The organism is Asticcacaulis biprosthecium C19, from assembly GCF_000204015.1.
GTDB classification, from domain to species: Bacteria; Pseudomonadota; Alphaproteobacteria; order Caulobacterales; family Caulobacteraceae; genus Asticcacaulis; species Asticcacaulis biprosthecius.
In genome coordinates this window covers 569,050-584,483 of sequence record NZ_GL883077.1, presented here as the reverse complement: position 1 = coordinate 584,483, position 15,434 = coordinate 569,050, and the positions used below count along the sequence as shown (strand labels likewise).

Below are 15,434 nucleotides of genomic sequence, written 5' to 3'. Positions count from 1 at the left end.
TGGGGGATGTCTGATGTTCTCTAAGATTCTGATCGCCAACCGCGGTGAAATCGCCCGGCGCATCATCCGAACCTGTAAGCGGATGGGCGTGCGCACCGTGGCGGTCTATTCCGAGGCCGACAAACACGCGCCCTTCGTCCGCGAAGCCGACGACGCCGCTCTGATCGGCCCGGCGGCGGCGTCCGACTCCTACCTGCGCGGCGACCGTATCGTCGCCGTGGCCGTCGAACACGGCGCCCGGGCCATCCACCCCGGCTACGGCTTCCTGTCGGAAAATGTCGAGTTCGCTCGCGCCTGTGAAACCGCAGGCCTGACCTTTATCGGCCCCACCCCCGAAGCCATCTCGGCCATGGCGCTGAAGGGGGCTGCCAAGGCCCTGATGACGCAGGCCGGTGTGCCGGTCACGCCCGGCTATCACGGCGATGATCAGTCCCCGGACAAACTGCTTTCGGAAGCTGAACGCATCGGCTGGCCGGTCCTGATCAAGGCCGTCGCCGGCGGCGGTGGCAAGGGCATGCGCCGGGTCGATCGTGCCAAAGATTTTGCCGATGCCCTGACCTCGGCCCAGCGCGAAGGCCAGAACGCCTTCAGCGACCCGAAGGTGCTGATCGAGAAATACATTGAGGTGCCTCGCCATATCGAGATCCAGGTTTTCGGCGATAAGCACGGCCAGGTCGTACATCTGTTCGAACGTGATTGTTCCCTGCAACGCCGCCACCAGAAGGTCATTGAAGAGGCGCCGGCCCCCAACCTGCCGGAAACCCTTCGCGCCGCCATGGGCCAGGCCGCGGTCCGCGCCGCACAGGCTATCGGTTACCATGGCGCCGGCACGGTCGAGTTCATCGTCGACGTCGGCAATGGCATCGAAAACGCCCCCTTCTACTTCATGGAGATGAACACCCGCCTCCAGGTCGAGCACCCCGTCACGGAGGAGATCACCGGACTGGACCTGGTCGAGTGGCAACTGCGCGTGGCGTCGGGCCAACCCCTGCCGAAAGCCCAGGATGACCTGGCCATACACGGTCATGCCATCGAAGCCCGCCTCTACGCCGAGGATCCGCAGAACGACTTCCTGCCGGCGACCGGTCGTCTGACCCAACTCGAATTTCCTGCCTGGGCACGTGTCGAGAGCGCCGTCGAACAGGGCGACGAGGTCAGCGTCTTTTACGACCCGATGATCGCCAAGCTGGTCGTCCATGGCCGCGACCGGACCCACGCCCTGGCCCGCATGCGCGAGGTCCTGGTCGAAACACGGCTGAGGGGCCTGGCCACCAACCTCGGCTTCCTGCGCCGCGTGGTCAGCGATCCCGAATTTGCCGCCGCCCATATCGATACCGGCTTTATCGCCCGCCATATCGACCGCCTGACCCAGCCGTGGCCTGACGCCGCGCCGCCCGCCCACGCCGTCGCGACCGATCCGGGTTCTCCGTGGAACGACACAACGGGTTGGTGGGTCAACCTGCCCCCGCGGCCGCACCTGCACCTGGCTGTGCGCGACGCCGACGAGGCCGGCATCGCGCCGGGCGAGGTCCACGCCCCCATGCCGGGCAAGGTCATCGACGTCTTCGTCGCCGCCGGCGACACGGTCGACAAGGGCCAGAAGCTGCTGATCCTGGGCGCCATGAAGATCGAACATACCCTCAAGGCCGCCCGTCCCGGCACCGTAAAGGCCGTCCATGTCCGCACCGACGATCAGGTAGGCGACAAGGCGCTGCTGGTGGAAATCGAATAGGCCAAATCCTAAAGGACATAATATGCTGGACTTCCCCCATTTGAACTTCGGCCACGGCGAGGACATCGACGCCCTGCGCGAAGGCGTGCGCCGTTTTGCCGAGGTCGAGATCGTGCCCCTGGCCAATGACACCGACCGGGACGACCAGTTCCCCATGCACCTGTGGAAGGCCATGGGCGATATGGGTGTGCTGGGCTTGACCGTGCCGGAAATCCATGGCGGCGCCGCCATGGGCTACCTGGCCCACGTCATCGCCATGGAAGAGATTTCGCGCGCCTCGGCCAGCATCGGGCTGTCGTACGGCGCCCACTCCAATCTGTGCGTCAACCAGATCAACCGCAACGGCACGCCCGAACAGAAGGCGAAATACCTGCCCAAACTGATCTCCGGCGACCATGTCGGGGCGCTGGCCATGTCGGAAACCGGCGCCGGCTCGGATGTGGTGTCGATGCGCCTGCGCGCCGATCGCAAGAATGACCGCTATGTCCTCAACGGCTCCAAGATGTGGATCACCAATGGCCCCGACGCCGACGTCCTGGTGGTCTACGCCAAAACCGATATGGACGCCGGCTCCAAAGGCATCACCGCCTTCCTGATCGAAAAAGACTTCACCGGCTTCTCGGTTGCGCAGAAACTGGACAAGCTGGGCATGCGCGGATCGCACACCGGCGAGCTGGTTTTCGAAGACTGCGAGGTGCCCTACGACAATGTTCTGGGTACGGAAGGTCGAGGTGCAGCCGTGCTGATGTCAGGTCTCGACTACGAACGCGTGGTCCTGTCGGGCGGACCGCTGGGCATCATGCGCGCCTGCCTCGACGCCATCATCCCCTACATCCACGACCGGGAACAGTTCGGCCAGGCCATCGGGACCTTCCAGCTAATGCAGGGCAAGGTCGCCGACATGTATTCGACCTGGGCGGCCTGCCGCGCCTATGTCTATGCCGTGGCCCAGGCCTGCGATCGCGGTGAAACCACCCGCAAGGACGCCGCCGGCTGCATCCTCTACGCCGCCGAAAAGGCGACCTGGATGGCTGGCGAGGCCATCCAATGCCTGGGTGGCAATGGCTACACCAACGAATACCCGGTCGGCCGGCTGTGGCGCGATGCCAAGCTGTATGAGATTGGTGCCGGCACCTCGGAAATCCGCCGCATGCTGATCGGCCGCGAACTGTTCGAAGAGACCAAATGAGACCCGCCAAATGAGACCTGAATTCGTCACCCTTTACGAAGTCGGCCCCCGCGACGGTCTCCAGGCCGAAACCGCGATGGTTTCGACCGCGGACAAGATCGCGCTGATCGACCGCCTGTCGGCCACCGGCCTAAGTTATATCGAAGCCGCCAGTTTCGTCTCGCCGAAATGGGTGCCTCAGATGGGCGACGCCGCCGAGGTCATGGCCGGCATTTCGCGATCGCACAAAATCTCTTATCCAACACTTACGCCCAATCTAACGGGATATTACGCCGCCCGAGCCGCCGGCGCCAATGTGGTTGCCATCTTCGGCGCTGCATCGGAAACTTTCAGCCGGAAGAACATAAATTGCTCGGTCGCCGAAAGCGTTGAAAGGTTCGGAGCGGTTTGCGATCAAGCTTGCGACGACGGCATTGATGTCCGTGGCTATGTTTCCTGTGTGCTCGGGTGCCCGTACGAAGGCGCGGTCGATCCAGCTGCCGTAGCTGACTTGGCCCAAATAATGCTAGAAATGGGCTGTTATCAGGTCAGCCTCGGCGATACCATCGGCGTGGGCACCCCCGCGGATGTCGCCAAATTACTGGACGTGGTCACCGCCCGTATCTCTTCCGATAAGCTGGCGGTGCATTTCCACGACACCTATGGCCAGGCCCTGGCCAATATCCTGACCTCGCTGGACTATGGCATTGCGACGATCGATTCCTCGGTGGGCGGTCTGGGCGGCTGTCCCTATGCGCCGGGCGCCAGCGGCAATGTTGCCACCGAAGACGTGTTGTACATGCTCAACGGATTGGGCATGGAAACCGGCGTCGACCTGGCTAAGGTCGTCGACGCGGCCTGGTTTATCTCAGGTGTCCTTGGCCGTCCGCCGCGATCGAAAGTGGGACAGGCCATGCGTCCACGGTGACCGCCCGCCACAAATCCGCCATCACTTGACAGCCAAAACGCCGTTATTCAAACATAGCCCCGCCGCAAACCCGGCGTTCTGATGCGAGTGGGGGCGATCGCGCCTCCTGCCTGTCTGAGGAGGCCACCATGCGTAAAACCCTTGTGCTCGCCGCGCTGTTCCTGCTGGCGCTGGTCCCGGCCGCCGTGCGGGCCCACACCCTCCCACCGCAAAGCGTATCCACCTATATCCTGCTCGACCGTACCGGTTCCATGTCGTCGATCTGGGACGAAGCCCTGACCTCGGTCAATGCCTACGCCGTCGATCTCGGCAAGGAAACGCCTGAGGACGCCGGCCTCAAAACTTCAATCACCCTGGCCGTCTTCGACCATCAGGGCGGACTGCAATTCGACGTCCTGCGCAGCCATGTCGTGCCGGCGCAGTGGCGCAACATTACCTCAGCCGAGGCCAGTCCGCGCGGCATGACGCCGCTTTATGACGCCATCGGCCGCATGGTGTCCCTGGCCGAAAAGGACAATCCAAAACAGGCGGTCCTGGTCATCATGACCGACGGCGAGGAAAATTCGAGCACGGAATTCAACCAGGGCGCCGCCAAGGCGGCTTTGGACCGGGCGCGGGCGCGCGGCTGGGAAGTCGTCTTCCTAGGGGCCGAATTCGCCAAGTTCTCCGATGCCGGCGCCATGGGCGTTGACGCCAGCCAAACTATGGCGGTCAGCAAGGACGGCATGACGGCGACAATGCAGAACCTGGCCAAGAAGAACCGCAGCTATGGCCAGTCGCAAGGTCAGTCGAAGGTGACCTTTGACGAAACCGACCGTGCCACGGCCAAGGAAGAAGACGTCAAAGACCGTCAGCAGTGAGTACAGGACTCCCTGCGCTTGCGTGGGGAGTGCGACCGCACGACGACGAAGCGTAGCGACGGCGGAGATGTGGTGCTGGGGCGACGGCTATTCGCGATCCGCATCCATCATGGCCTGATATTTGGCTTTCAGGCGATCGAAGACCTCATCGGCAGGAATGCTGGGACCGCTGTTGATACCTTCGTCTATGGCCTTGCGTAACGCCTCAAGTTCGACCTCACGGCGGCTATCGCGCGCTTCGATGATGCGCTGGGCATGACGATCTCTAAAAGAAAAGCGGTCTATGATAATTATTATCATAGACCGCGTTCATTTTCAAATCTGCCCCTCTACTTCAGCGGCAGGAATACGTCTGCGACCGCTTCATGTTGCGGCACATCCGGGTAGAAGCTCAACCGCTGGCCATAGATCGGGAAGTCACGCGCCTCCTCGCCGCTGGCCGGAAGCCATTCGCGATAGAGGTAAAGCGCGGCCGGCTCCAGATTGTCGGTATTGCCGACGACGCGCAACACCGCGCAGCGTCCGCCGGGGATCTCACCGGCCCTGACCTGTTCGTCGCCGGCCGCGATCGGCTGGTCGGTCCCGACGCAAAGGTCGATGCTGTAATCCGCCGGCGACGCCGGGCGCCGCTCCGAACGCCACACCGTAAAGGTCGGATTCGTTTTGGGCGGCAGGTTGGCCGCCTTGCGCCAGGCGATGAACCGCTGGATCGTCGCGCCCAGCGTCGCCGGGTCACCGCGGTGCTCCATGATCGCCACGGGCGTTGCGGGGACATCGCGGATCGTCACGTCGGTGGGGGTAAAGGTCGTCTGCATGAGTTTGCTCCTGGCTTTGTCGAGAGGCCCAAGGGCCGCATGCCACAGCTCCCAGTCGGGAGATTTACGGAACGCGGACGGCGACTGCCCGAACCTTTGCCGAAAGGCGCGGGCAAAGGCATCCGGTGCGTCGTAGCCGGCATCCATCGCAATGTCCGTAACGCTTTGGGCGTCGGTATAGGCCAGCTGATGCGAAGCACGCTTCATCCGGATTAACTGGATATAGCTATGGACGGACACCCCAAACGTCGCCGAAAACTGCCGGTGAAAATGGAACTTCGAGAAGGCCGCGACGCCGCTCACCGTGTCCAGATCGAGATCACCGTCAAGATGCCGGTCTATGTAGTCCAACACCCGCTGCATTCGGTCATGATAGTTGTGAAGCGCCGCCGTCATCGTGTTCCTCCGTGGCGCAACCATTTAGGCGCCAAAGGCCACGGGGTGCTCGACCGATCTTGCGGTTTGGCTATATAAGCGGACGCAACCCGGCCAGAACCTCTTCGCGATCCTCCGCCGAGATCGGACCGATTCCGATACAGGTCAGGGTCGGGCCTTCGAACACGGTAAAGCCGGCATCAATCACCTTGGTCACGCCCGTCTTGTCGCGGTAGGCCTCCAAAAGGCGGTCGAACCAGGCTTCATCGGTGCCATCCTCATCCTTCGGCATCAGGGCGATCTTGAAGGCCCGCGGCCCCTTGCGATAGGCGGCCGCGAGCTCCGGATGCCGGGTATGCGCATCCCACCAGGCGTGCAGATAGGCATGTCCTGCCTGAGCCGCCAGCTTACCGCGATTGCCCTTCATCGCCTTCACCGCCGCCGGCGAGAAGACGGCGTACATTTTCAAAGCCGCCGTCTCGGTCACAGGTCTTACGCGTCCACCTCGGCATCCAGGGCATTTTCCTGGATGAATTCACGGCGCGGCTCGACCAGGTCGCCCATCAGCTTGGAGAACATCTCGTCGGCTTCATCGGCGTGGTTGACCTTGACCTGCAACAGGGTGCGGGCCTCCTTGTCCAACGTGGTTTCCCATAGCTGTTCGGCGTTCATCTCGCCCAGGCCCTTGTAGCGCTGGATCGACAGCCCCTTGCGGCCGGCGTCCAGCACGGCGGCGACCAGATCGAGCGGACCGCGGATGTCAGTCGACTTGTCCTTGCGGGTGAAGATCGAGATGTCGGTGAACAGCTCGACCAGGCCCTCAGCGCGTTCGCCCAGACGGCGGGCGTCCTGGCTGTGCAGAAGCGCCTCGTCCAGGGCGATCTTTTCGGTAACGCCGCGGCGGGTGCGCGAGAAGACATAGCCCCCGGCCGGACCAGCTTCGGCCGACCACGGACCGTCGCCGTCCTGGTTCAGACGGTCGAGACGGCGGGCCACCAGTTCCAGGTGCGGTTCGGCGCCGAACAGGCCGGCCAGCGCGGCTTGCTCAATGGCAAAGGCCGGGGCGCGCGAGGCCAGGCGATCGACGCTGGCCTTGAAACTCTTGGCGGCGCGGACCTGGGCGTCGAGATCGGCGCCGATGATGCGTTCGCCCGTGCGCAGTTCCAGGAAGGCGTCGTGGTTGCCTTCCTCGATGAGATAGGCGTCCAGTTCGGCGTCGTCTTTCAGGTAGCGCGACGACTTACCCTTGGCGACCTTATACAAAGGCGGCTGGGCGATGTAGAGATAGCCCTTGTCCAGCAGTTCCGGCATCTGACGGTAGAAGAAGGTCAGCAGCAAGGTGCGGATGTGGGCGCCGTCGACATCGGCGTCGGTCATGATGATGATCTTGTGGTAGCGCAGCTTCTCGATGTTGAAGTCATCGCGGCCGATACCGGCCCCCAGCGCCACGATCAACGTCCCGATCTGCTCGGACGACAGCATCTTGTCGAAACGGGCACGTTCGACGTTCAGCACCTTGCCGCGCAGGGGCAGGATGGCCTGGTTTTCACGGTTGCGACCCTGTTTGGCGGAACCGCCAGCCGAGTCGCCTTCGACGATGAACAGTTCCGAGCGCGCCGGATCGCGTTCCTGGCAGTCGGCCAGCTTACCGGGCAAGCTGGAAATATCCAGAGCCGACTTGCGCCGCGTCAGGTCGCGCGCCTTGCGGGCGGCTTCGCGGGCGGAAGCCGCTTCGATGATCTTGTTGACGATCTGCTTGGCTTCGACGGGGTTTTCCTCAAACCATTGCGTCAGCTTGTCATAGACCAGGCCTTCAACGGCCGGCCGGACTTCGGACGAGACCAGCTTGTCCTTGGTCTGGGACGAGAACTTCGGGTCCGGGACCTTGACCGACAGGACGCAGGTCAGGCCTTCGCGGGCGTCTTCGCCTGTGACGGTGACCTTTTCCTTCTTGGCGGCGCCGGAGCTTTCCAGATAGGCCGTCATGACGCGGGTCAACGCACCACGGAAGGCCGCCAGGTGGGTACCACCGTCACGTTGCGGGATGTTGTTGGTGAAGCACAACATGGTCTCGTGGTAGCTGTCGTTCCATTGCAGCGCCAGGTCGACCTCGACCTTTTCGCGGTGACCACGCACGGCGACCGGCGCCTTGATAATGGCGGTCTTGGCCTTGTCCAGATGCCTGACGAACTCGATAATGCCCCCGTCATAGTGCAGCAGGGTTTCGTACGGTTCGGCCTCGCGCAGGTCGGCGAAACGGATCGAGACGCCGGAATTGAGGAAGGCCAGTTCGCGCAGGCGGTGTTCCAGCGTCTTGCGATCGAAGTCAATGAACGAGAAGGTTCCGTCCAGGGTCATACCCTGGGCATCCTTTTTGGCCATGGACGGGAAGAAGGTGACTTCGGTGCCGGTATAGTCGCGGCCATCGTCGCGTTTGGGCGCCTCGCCGATGACTTCCAGCGGCTTGACCGTAGCGCCGCGCTCGAAACGCACCGAATGTTTCTTGCCCTGGCGATAGATCACCAGGTCGAGATAGTCGGACAGGGCGTTGACCACGGAAACGCCGACCCCGTGCAGGCCGCCGGAAACCTTGTAGGAATTCTGGTCGAACTTACCGCCGGCGTGCAGCTCGGTCATGATCACTTCGGCGGCGGAGACGCCCTCGCCTTCGTGGATGTCGACCGGGATACCGCGGCCGTCGTCGGTGACAGTGCAGGAGCCGTCGACATTGAGGATGACTTCGACGCGCGTGGCGTGTCCGGCCAGCACTTCATCGATAGCGTTATCGACCACTTCGTAGACCATGTGATGCAGCCCGGAGCCGTCATCCGTGTCGCCGATATACATGCCGGGACGTTTTCGAACGGCGTCCAGACCTTTCAGAACCTTGATCGAATCAGCGCCGTATTCGGACTGGCCGTTGGCGTCCAGTCCGGTGTTGATGTCTTCGGAGTCATCAGTCATGGGAAGCTTTCAGTTTACTCAAGCATTTCAAGGATTTGCGCCGCCTCTACGCGGACACCCAGGGCGCGGCCCAAAAGGCCGTCGAACAGGCTCAAATCCGTTCCTGTAAAGAAGGTTTGTAGCCCTAAAGCATGGGTCTCGTCAAACAATGCGTGCCTGCGCAAGGGGTCGAGATGGGCCGCTACTTCGTCCAGCAGGAGCACGGGTTTGAAGGCCGAAAGACGGGCACCTTGCGCCAGGATGATGTTGAGCAGAAGCGCCTTCTGTTCGCCGGTCGAACAGTCGGCCGCCGGGCGTGTTTTGTCGCGGTGAACGACGGCCAGATCCATGCGGTGGGGCCCGAACAGTGACCGTCCGGCGGCGCCGTCACGATCGCGGCTGTGTCTGAACCCGTTCATCAGGGCGGTCGTCAGGTCGGCGGTGTCGATCGTCCCGGTCAGGCTGAGGTCAGCCTTGGGGAAGGCGCTTTCGTGCCCGTCGATCTCGTTTTGCAGCGCCTGCATGGCGGCCTGGCGGGCTTCGGTCATTCGCGCACCATTGGCGGCCAGCTTATGTTCCAGCACCGTCAGCCAGGTTTCGTCGGCGGGGCCTTCGGTCAGCAGTTTCAGGCGTTCGCGCAGGGCTTTTTCATAGGCGGCGACGATGGCGGCGTGGCCGGGTTCGGCGGCATAGACCAGGCGGTCAAAGAATTTTAGGCGGTCGTTGCGGGCTTCGATGAACAGCCGGTCCTGGGCGGGGGTCAGCCAGATCATGCGCAGATGATCCAGAAGTTGCGCCGCCGGTACGGCTTGCTGGTCGATGCGGACGGTGCGTTTGGCCCGGTCGCGGGGGTCGGAGCCGGTGGCCAGTTGCACTTCGTCCTCGCCGGTATGCAGGCGGGCGAGCACGGCCCAAGGGCGGCCGTGGGCTTCGTCGGTTGGGCGCCGGCCCAGATCTGAGTAGGCGGCGCCGCGCAGGCCCTTGCCGGGGTTCAGGACGCTGATGGCTTCGAGCAGGTTGGTCTTTCCGGCGCCGTTGGGCCGTAGAGATAGACGCTGCGTCCGGTGATGGGAAAGTCGAGCCGTTCATAGGACCGGAACTCGGTCAGTGACAGGGCCTGGATGGGATGGATGGACATGTCAGCAGTCCCCCAGGCAGAGGAATGCAAAAACCTTATATCCCCCGTTATACGGGGGCGGGGCGGCCCGTGCCGTGGTCATTTGCGGTTAGCAAATGAGACGGGGGGGATTTGGCCCGCCGGTGTTTCCGAAGCCTAAGACCATAATTTATGCGCCAAAACTTCAGGTATGCGACCCGAAAGGCGCAACACCGCCATCAAACACGCAGCGGCATCAGCACGTACTGGACGCCATTGTCAGCCGGATCGAGCACCAGGGTCGGCGACGACGCATCGGCAAAGCGCAACTCGACCTGTTCACCACCAATCTGGCCCATGACGTCCAGGATGTAGCGCGCATTGAAGCCGATATCGATCGAGTCGTTATCATAGTCGATTTCGGCTTCTTCGACGGCCTGACCGGCTTCGATATTGCGCACCGACAGGGTCAGACGGCCGGGTTCGATGGCCATCTTCACCGAACGCGACTTTTCCGCCGAGATGGTTGAAACGCGGTCCACGGCCTTGGCAAGGATACCGGTGTCGATCATCATCACCTTGTCGTTATTCTTGGGGATGACGCGGCCGTAGTCGGGGAACGAGCCGTCGATGATCTTCGAGGTCAGCGAGGCATTGCCCAGTTGGAAGCGGATCTTGGCGGGCGAGATGGTCAGTTCGACATAGCCGGTGCCGTCGTCCAGCAGGCGACGGGCCTGGTCAATGGTCTTGCGCGGGATGATGACGCCGGGACCGCCTGCGGACCCCTCGGGTGCGGGCATTTCGGCCAGGGCCAGGCGGTGGCCATCGGTAGCGACGGCGCGCAGATAGTTGGAGCCGTCCTCGGACAGGGTGTGGAGGTACATGCCGTTGAGGTAGTAGCGGGTTTCCTCGGTCGAGACGGCGAAGCGGGTCTTGTCAATCAGGCGCTTGAGGTCATCACGCAGGATCGAGAAAGAGACGCCTTCGTGGTCGCTGGACATGATGGGAAAGTCGCCGGCCGGCAGAACCGGCAGGGCAAAGCGCGAACGGCCGGCGGAGACGGCCAGGCGGGGATCGTCGCCGGCCGAAAATTTCAGCTCGACATCGGCGCCGTCGGGCAGTTTGCGGACGATTTCGTAGAGGGTGTGGGCAGGGGCGGTGATCTGGCCCGGGACACTGACCGTGGCCTCGGCGGTATCGACGATTTCCATATCGAGGTCGGTCGCGGAGAAGGATACCTGCCCGCGTTCTGCCGACAACAGGACGTTGGACAGGATGGGGATGGTATTACGGCGTTCGACGACGTTCTGTACGTGGCCAAGGGCTTTCAGCAGGGCGCCACGTTCTATGGTAAATTGCATCGCTTGTGTCCTGAAGTTCGGGACGGGGACCTTAGAGGAATTCGCACGAAATTCAAACGGGGTTTGGGGCCTGTGGCCCCAAGTCTTCCTTTTTCCTTTTCTGCCCTCGCCCCCAAGGGGGCGAAGGGCCAGAAAAGGAAGAAGAAAAGCTTTGTGGGGTCACGGACCCCACACCCCGTCTCAATTGCTACGCAATTTGCGGGTGAGCGCCTCGACATCCCGGGCAATCTGATCGTCGGCCTGCAGCAGCTCCTCGACCTTCTTCACCGCATGCAGCACGGTGGTGTGGTCGCGGCCGCCGAAACGCCGGCCGATGTCCGGATACGACCGCGTTGTATGCTGCTTACACAGCCACATCGCCACCTGACGCGGACGCGCCACCGAACGCGTACGGCGCTCGCTCAGAAGATCGGCCTGCTTCAGCCCGAAATGGTCCGCCGTCAGCTTCTGAATTTCATCGACCGTGACACGACGCTCAACGGCGACTTTCAGGTTGGGCTGCAACAGCGCCATAGCTTCTTCCAAGGTCAAACTCCCTAAACGCGCGCCGGCGGATGCCACCAGGGTATTGACCGCGCCTTCAAGCTCACGGATCGACCCTGGCACCCGATCGGCCAGAAATTGCATAACTTCAGCCCGCGGACACTGGGCAACACCCAGTCGCTGTGACAGTTGCCCCAGCTTACGCTCGACAATGCCCATCCGCAGACTCTGATCCGCCACGTCCAGAGCACAGACCAAACCCGATGAGAGGTGCGACCGTAACCGCGCCTCGATCTCGTTCAGCTGTGTCGGCGGACGGTCGGCCGTAAACACCACACGCCGGTTGTTCTCGATCAGAGAGGTCAGCGTGTGGAACAGTTCTTCCTGCGACGAGGTCTTGCCGCCGATAAAGTGGACATCGTCCACCAGCAGCAGGTCCGCGCCACGAACCTCGTCCTTGAAGGCCGACGTCGACTTGTCCATCAACGCCTTCACGAAGGTCGAGGTAAATTTTTCCGCCGTCAGATACACGATACGGGCATCCGGCCGCTTCGCCTGGGCTTCCCAGCCGATGGCGTTGAGCAGGTGCGTCTTGCCATAGCCATAAGGGCCATGGAAAAACACCGGATTGAAGTGGCCATCCGCCCACGACGCCACCTGGCGCGACATGGTGTAGGCAAACTCATTGCCGCGGCCCGGCACGAAGGTGTCGAACGTCAGACGGTCCTGCAGACCACTGATACGGGTGGCCGGCACCACAGCCTCCACCACCGGTTCGGAGGCTGCCACCGGTGTCGACGGCACCAAAGCCGTCACGATACCACCGGTTCGGACCTGGTCATCATAGTCGACGCGACACAGAATATCGAGGATGCGCGCATCCGGATCGTGCTGCTGCCACAGTTCCTGGGCGCGACGGATCGCGTTCTTGGAAATCCAGTCACGCGCATAGGCGGTCGGCGTCACCAACACCGGATCGCCATACGGACCAGGCTTCACGGCCGATGGCGCGACGTACGAATTGTACGGGCCCTCTCCCAATTCTTTGCGGAGAACCCCGGCTACTTTAGACCATACCGTCTCAGGTAGGATCGGCGACCAGCTTGTCATGCTTGGCATTTTTTTATCGCCCCGATCGTTTGCCCCATTTTACCCACTCTACTTCTGGCACATCACCGAAACTCTCCCGAGGCTTGAGCAACCCCTGAGGAAACGCACGGTAATGTGACCCTGTTAAGCCTGGCTTCCACCGGAAATCGATACCGATATCCGGAAAACGCGACGCCAAACCCCGACCGAGCGCTTCCCTCACCACAAGGCCACGCCGCATTCGGTACTCGTTGTGAAAGCACAACCGCGAAGGATCGCCTTGTGCCGGACATCAACGCCTGGGAAACGAGTTTCCGCAACGTAAACATCTGCTTTTCCCCTTTTACGCGAAAAGAGGGTGTCGTCTTTATGTTACCTCGGTCGGACCGAGCCGCCCGAAGTCTCTCGCCATTCCATCCAGGATGGCGAACCGAAAGATAAACATTTGGACCCGAAGGTCCGAGTCAGCCGAAAGCAAGCGTCCCTTGCTCCTGCTACGATCGGCTGGCTGTACTCCTGGGATCTGCGCAGGACAGGCATTGTCCGGCGGTAGACTGTCCAGGCGACAGCACAATATGGAACCCTTACTGTATCCAATTCATCCGTGTTGGGACGACTTGGCCGGGTTAGGACAAATTAACGTTCTGGCCTTTGGGGTCAACCAAGGAATTGCACGGCAGCGCCGAAATTTCGATTGACTCCGATAACTCGTTCGCCAGCAAAGAGAAATTAGTACGACATTTACCAAAACTTTTTTTGTGATTGACGCAACCTGACCGGGCAGGCACCACGGACAGAGCTTCGCCGCACCGCACACCTGCATGTGCGTAGCAAAGATTTTGATTTGTCACAGAAAAAGCATCAAAAAGGCGTGGTCCGGACACCGGCCACGCCTTTGAAAAAGGGTCTTAGGCGGTCGCCAGCTTCTTGAGCTGGGCGGCCAGGCGCGACACCTTGCGTGCGCCGGTATTCTTGTGGACCACGCCCTTGGAAACGGCGCGCATCAGTTCGGATTGGGCCTGAACGAAAGCGGTCTGGGCAACGGTGGCGTCACCGGCGGTCAGAGCTTCTTCGAACTTGCGCACATAGGTGCGGACGCGCGAGCGGCGCGCCTTGTTGACTTCAGTACGGGCCGCGATCTTGCGGATCGATTTGCGCGCGCCGGGGTTATTGGCCATTGTTCACCTGAGTACGGTACGTTGCGGATAAGCCCAGGCCAGCGCCCGGACAAGAATTTCAAGAGCGCGGCGTATAACTGATGACGCCATTGGGGTCAATCCGTTGTGCGCCTCTTTTCGCTTTTGCGGGAAAATTTTATGCACAACGGTGGATTCTTAACAAGCACCGGGACTTCTCCATAGCACCTACACGAACGCACAGCTCTCTCTGCCTACCGACGCCGTGGCATTCTTATGAGGTGAGCAATCTCTAACATCTTATACTCCCCCGTTATACGGGGGAGGTGGCTGCAAGCGACAGCGCGCAGTCGGAGGGGGGATTTCTTGGCACCAGCCAATGGGTGAATCTCTACTTTACCTCTGGCACTTCGGACAAAAGAATGTCGAACGCCCCTGATGGACCTTGCGCTCGATAATGCCGCCATCCTCACGCCGGCAGGGCTGGCCCTTGCGGTCGTATACACAAAAGCTGTGCTGGAAAAGGCCGAGTTCACCCGTCGCGGCGGTAAAGTCACTGATCGAGGAACCGCCGGCCGCAACAGCCTCCTCCAGGACAGTCTTGATAGCGTCCGTAAGCGCCTCGGCATCTTTCGGCGTCAGCTTGCCGGCGGGACGGTCGGGGCTGAGCTTCGCCCGCCACAGGGCTTCGCAGACATAGATGTTGCCGAGGCCCGCAATGCCGCCCTGGGCCATCAGCAGCGCCTTCAGGTTGGTCTTGCGGTCCCGGGCCATGTCGAGCAGGTAGGCCGGGCTGAGGGCGTCCGACAGGGGCTCTACGCCCAGGGATTGATACCATGACGTGGCATACAGTTCGGCCGGCGTCAGCAGCAGCATGAAACCGAACCGCCGCGGGTCGAAGAATTCGAGTTTGCGGGCGACACCGTCGCGGGTGGCGATGGCGGAAACGTGCCGGTGTTTGCTGTCGGTGTCGACCGCATGATAATAGTTGCCGTCCAGCGCCTGCTGTTCGACCTGGAAACGGCCCGTCATGCCGAGGTGCGTGACCCAGATCTTCTGGATGTCGAGATGAAACAGAAGATATTTCGCCCGGCGTTCCAGGCGCAGAACCGTGGCGCCATTGAGCTGGTCTGCAAACCGCTCAGGAAACGGGTAGCGGAGGTTCGGACGGTGGAGTTCGACGTCCGACAGGATGGCAGTGTCGAGGTAAGGCTCAAGCCCGCGCCGGACAGTTTCCACTTCGGGGAGTTCGGGCATGGCAGGTTCCGAGAAGGATATAAAGGGCAGGGGTCGCGGACCCCTGCACCCCGATACTCTACGATGATTAGTAACTTCAACCTCAAAAAACCGGGACCCAAGAGTCCCGGTTTTTTGAAGTTAAAATGATTAAGCACTGTTGAGTTATGGGGTCCAGGGGGTGAGAAGCGAAGTTTTGCCGCATGGCAAAA

General features: G+C 61.7%; 12 protein-coding genes and 1 pseudogene. 4 read left to right on the top strand and 9 right to left on the bottom strand.

The window, feature by feature from the left end; all coding sequences use genetic code 11:
- The first annotated feature begins 13 nt into the window (after positions 1-13).
- The 4 genes from ABI_RS03020 (at position 14) to ABI_RS23350 (ending at position 4,688) form a co-directional block, all read left to right on the top strand.
- The gene (locus ABI_RS03020) at positions 14-1,732 is read left to right on the top strand and encodes an acetyl/propionyl/methylcrotonyl-CoA carboxylase subunit alpha (protein ID WP_006271355.1); all 1,719 of its coding nucleotides are present in this window, start codon (positions 14-16) and stop codon (positions 1,730-1,732) included.
- 22 nt (positions 1,733-1,754) lie between these two features.
- Positions 1,755-2,921 carry an isovaleryl-CoA dehydrogenase gene (locus ABI_RS03015; protein WP_040308524.1) on the top strand — a complete coding sequence of 389 codons (1,167 nt, stop codon included), beginning with the start codon at positions 1,755-1,757 and terminating at the stop codon, positions 2,919-2,921.
- A gap of 10 nt (positions 2,922-2,931) precedes the next feature.
- Positions 2,932-3,828, top strand: a complete 897-nt coding sequence (locus tag ABI_RS03010; protein WP_006271353.1) for a hydroxymethylglutaryl-CoA lyase — start codon at positions 2,932-2,934, stop codon at positions 3,826-3,828.
- Positions 3,829-3,956: 128 nt separating this feature from the next.
- A complete protein-coding gene (locus ABI_RS23350; RefSeq protein ID WP_006271352.1) occupies positions 3,957-4,688 on the top strand; it encodes a vWA domain-containing protein in 732 nt (243 codons plus the stop codon).
- Between the two features lie 87 nt (positions 4,689-4,775).
- On the opposite strand, the gene ABI_RS03000 is transcribed toward ABI_RS23350, so the two are convergent.
- The 9 genes and pseudogenes from ABI_RS03000 to mutM form a co-directional block, all read right to left on the bottom strand.
- The gene (locus ABI_RS03000; RefSeq protein ID WP_006271351.1) at positions 4,776-4,988 is read right to left on the bottom strand and encodes a ribbon-helix-helix domain-containing protein; all 213 of its coding nucleotides are present in this window, start codon (positions 4,986-4,988) and stop codon (positions 4,776-4,778) included.
- 29 nt (positions 4,989-5,017) lie between these two features.
- Positions 5,018-5,899 (bottom strand): AraC family transcriptional regulator, encoded by an 882-nt coding sequence (locus ABI_RS02995; RefSeq protein ID WP_006271350.1) that lies wholly within the window; start codon positions 5,897-5,899, stop codon positions 5,018-5,020.
- A gap of 70 nt (positions 5,900-5,969) precedes the next feature.
- A complete protein-coding gene (locus ABI_RS02990) occupies positions 5,970-6,365 on the bottom strand; it encodes a peptidyl-tRNA hydrolase (RefSeq protein WP_006271349.1) in 396 nt (131 codons plus the stop codon).
- A 5-nt stretch (positions 6,366-6,370) separates the two neighbouring features.
- Entirely contained in the window at positions 6,371-8,842 is a 2,472-nt protein-coding gene (gyrB, locus tag ABI_RS02985; RefSeq protein ID WP_006271348.1) for a DNA topoisomerase (ATP-hydrolyzing) subunit B, read from the bottom strand.
- Between the two features lie 14 nt (positions 8,843-8,856).
- Positions 8,857-9,959: pseudogene (gene recF / locus ABI_RS02980) on the bottom strand (DNA replication/repair protein RecF).
- A 197-nt stretch (positions 9,960-10,156) separates the two neighbouring features.
- A complete protein-coding gene (gene dnaN, locus ABI_RS02975; RefSeq protein ID WP_006271344.1) occupies positions 10,157-11,278 on the bottom strand; it encodes a DNA polymerase III subunit beta in 1,122 nt (373 codons plus the stop codon).
- A gap of 180 nt (positions 11,279-11,458) precedes the next feature.
- A complete protein-coding gene (gene dnaA, locus ABI_RS02970; protein ID WP_040308523.1) occupies positions 11,459-12,880 on the bottom strand; it encodes a chromosomal replication initiator protein DnaA in 1,422 nt (473 codons plus the stop codon).
- 878 nt (positions 12,881-13,758) lie between these two features.
- Positions 13,759-14,028, bottom strand: coding sequence for a 30S ribosomal protein S20 (gene rpsT, locus ABI_RS02965; RefSeq protein WP_006271342.1), 270 nt, complete (start codon positions 14,026-14,028; stop codon positions 13,759-13,761).
- Between the two features lie 354 nt (positions 14,029-14,382).
- The gene (gene mutM, locus ABI_RS02960) at positions 14,383-15,243 is read right to left on the bottom strand and encodes a bifunctional DNA-formamidopyrimidine glycosylase/DNA-(apurinic or apyrimidinic site) lyase (RefSeq protein ID WP_006271341.1); all 861 of its coding nucleotides are present in this window, start codon (positions 15,241-15,243) and stop codon (positions 14,383-14,385) included.
- Positions 15,244-15,434: the final 191 nt, after the last annotated feature.

What these genes read in the sequence shown, in the direction of transcription:
- ABI_RS03010 (WP_006271353.1), top strand. Translation starts at nt 2,932, where the DNA reads ATGAGACCTGAATTCGTCACCCTTTACGAAGTCGGCCCCCGCGACGGT.
- ABI_RS23350 (WP_006271352.1), top strand. Translation starts at nt 3,957, where the DNA reads ATGCGTAAAACCCTTGTGCTCGCCGCGCTGTTCCTGCTGGCGCTGGTC.
- rpsT (WP_006271342.1), bottom strand. Translation starts at nt 14,028, where the DNA reads ATGGCCAATAACCCCGGCGCGCGCAAATCGATCCGCAAGATCGCGGCC.
- dnaA (WP_040308523.1), bottom strand. Translation starts at nt 12,880, where the DNA reads ATGCCAAGCATGACAAGCTGGTCGCCGATCCTACCTGAGACGGTATGG.
- ABI_RS02995 (WP_006271350.1), bottom strand. Translation starts at nt 5,899, where the DNA reads ATGACGGCGGCGCTTCACAACTATCATGACCGAATGCAGCGGGTGTTG.
- ABI_RS03020 (WP_006271355.1), top strand. Translation starts at nt 14, where the DNA reads ATGTTCTCTAAGATTCTGATCGCCAACCGCGGTGAAATCGCCCGGCGC.
- ABI_RS03015 (WP_040308524.1), top strand. Translation starts at nt 1,755, where the DNA reads ATGCTGGACTTCCCCCATTTGAACTTCGGCCACGGCGAGGACATCGAC.
- gyrB (WP_006271348.1), bottom strand. Translation starts at nt 8,842, where the DNA reads ATGACTGATGACTCCGAAGACATCAACACCGGACTGGACGCCAACGGC.
- ABI_RS03000 (WP_006271351.1), bottom strand. Translation starts at nt 4,988, where the DNA reads ATGATAATAATTATCATAGACCGCTTTTCTTTTAGAGATCGTCATGCC.
- dnaN (WP_006271344.1), bottom strand. Translation starts at nt 11,278, where the DNA reads ATGCAATTTACCATAGAACGTGGCGCCCTGCTGAAAGCCCTTGGCCAC.
- mutM (WP_006271341.1), bottom strand. Translation starts at nt 15,243, where the DNA reads ATGCCCGAACTCCCCGAAGTGGAAACTGTCCGGCGCGGGCTTGAGCCT.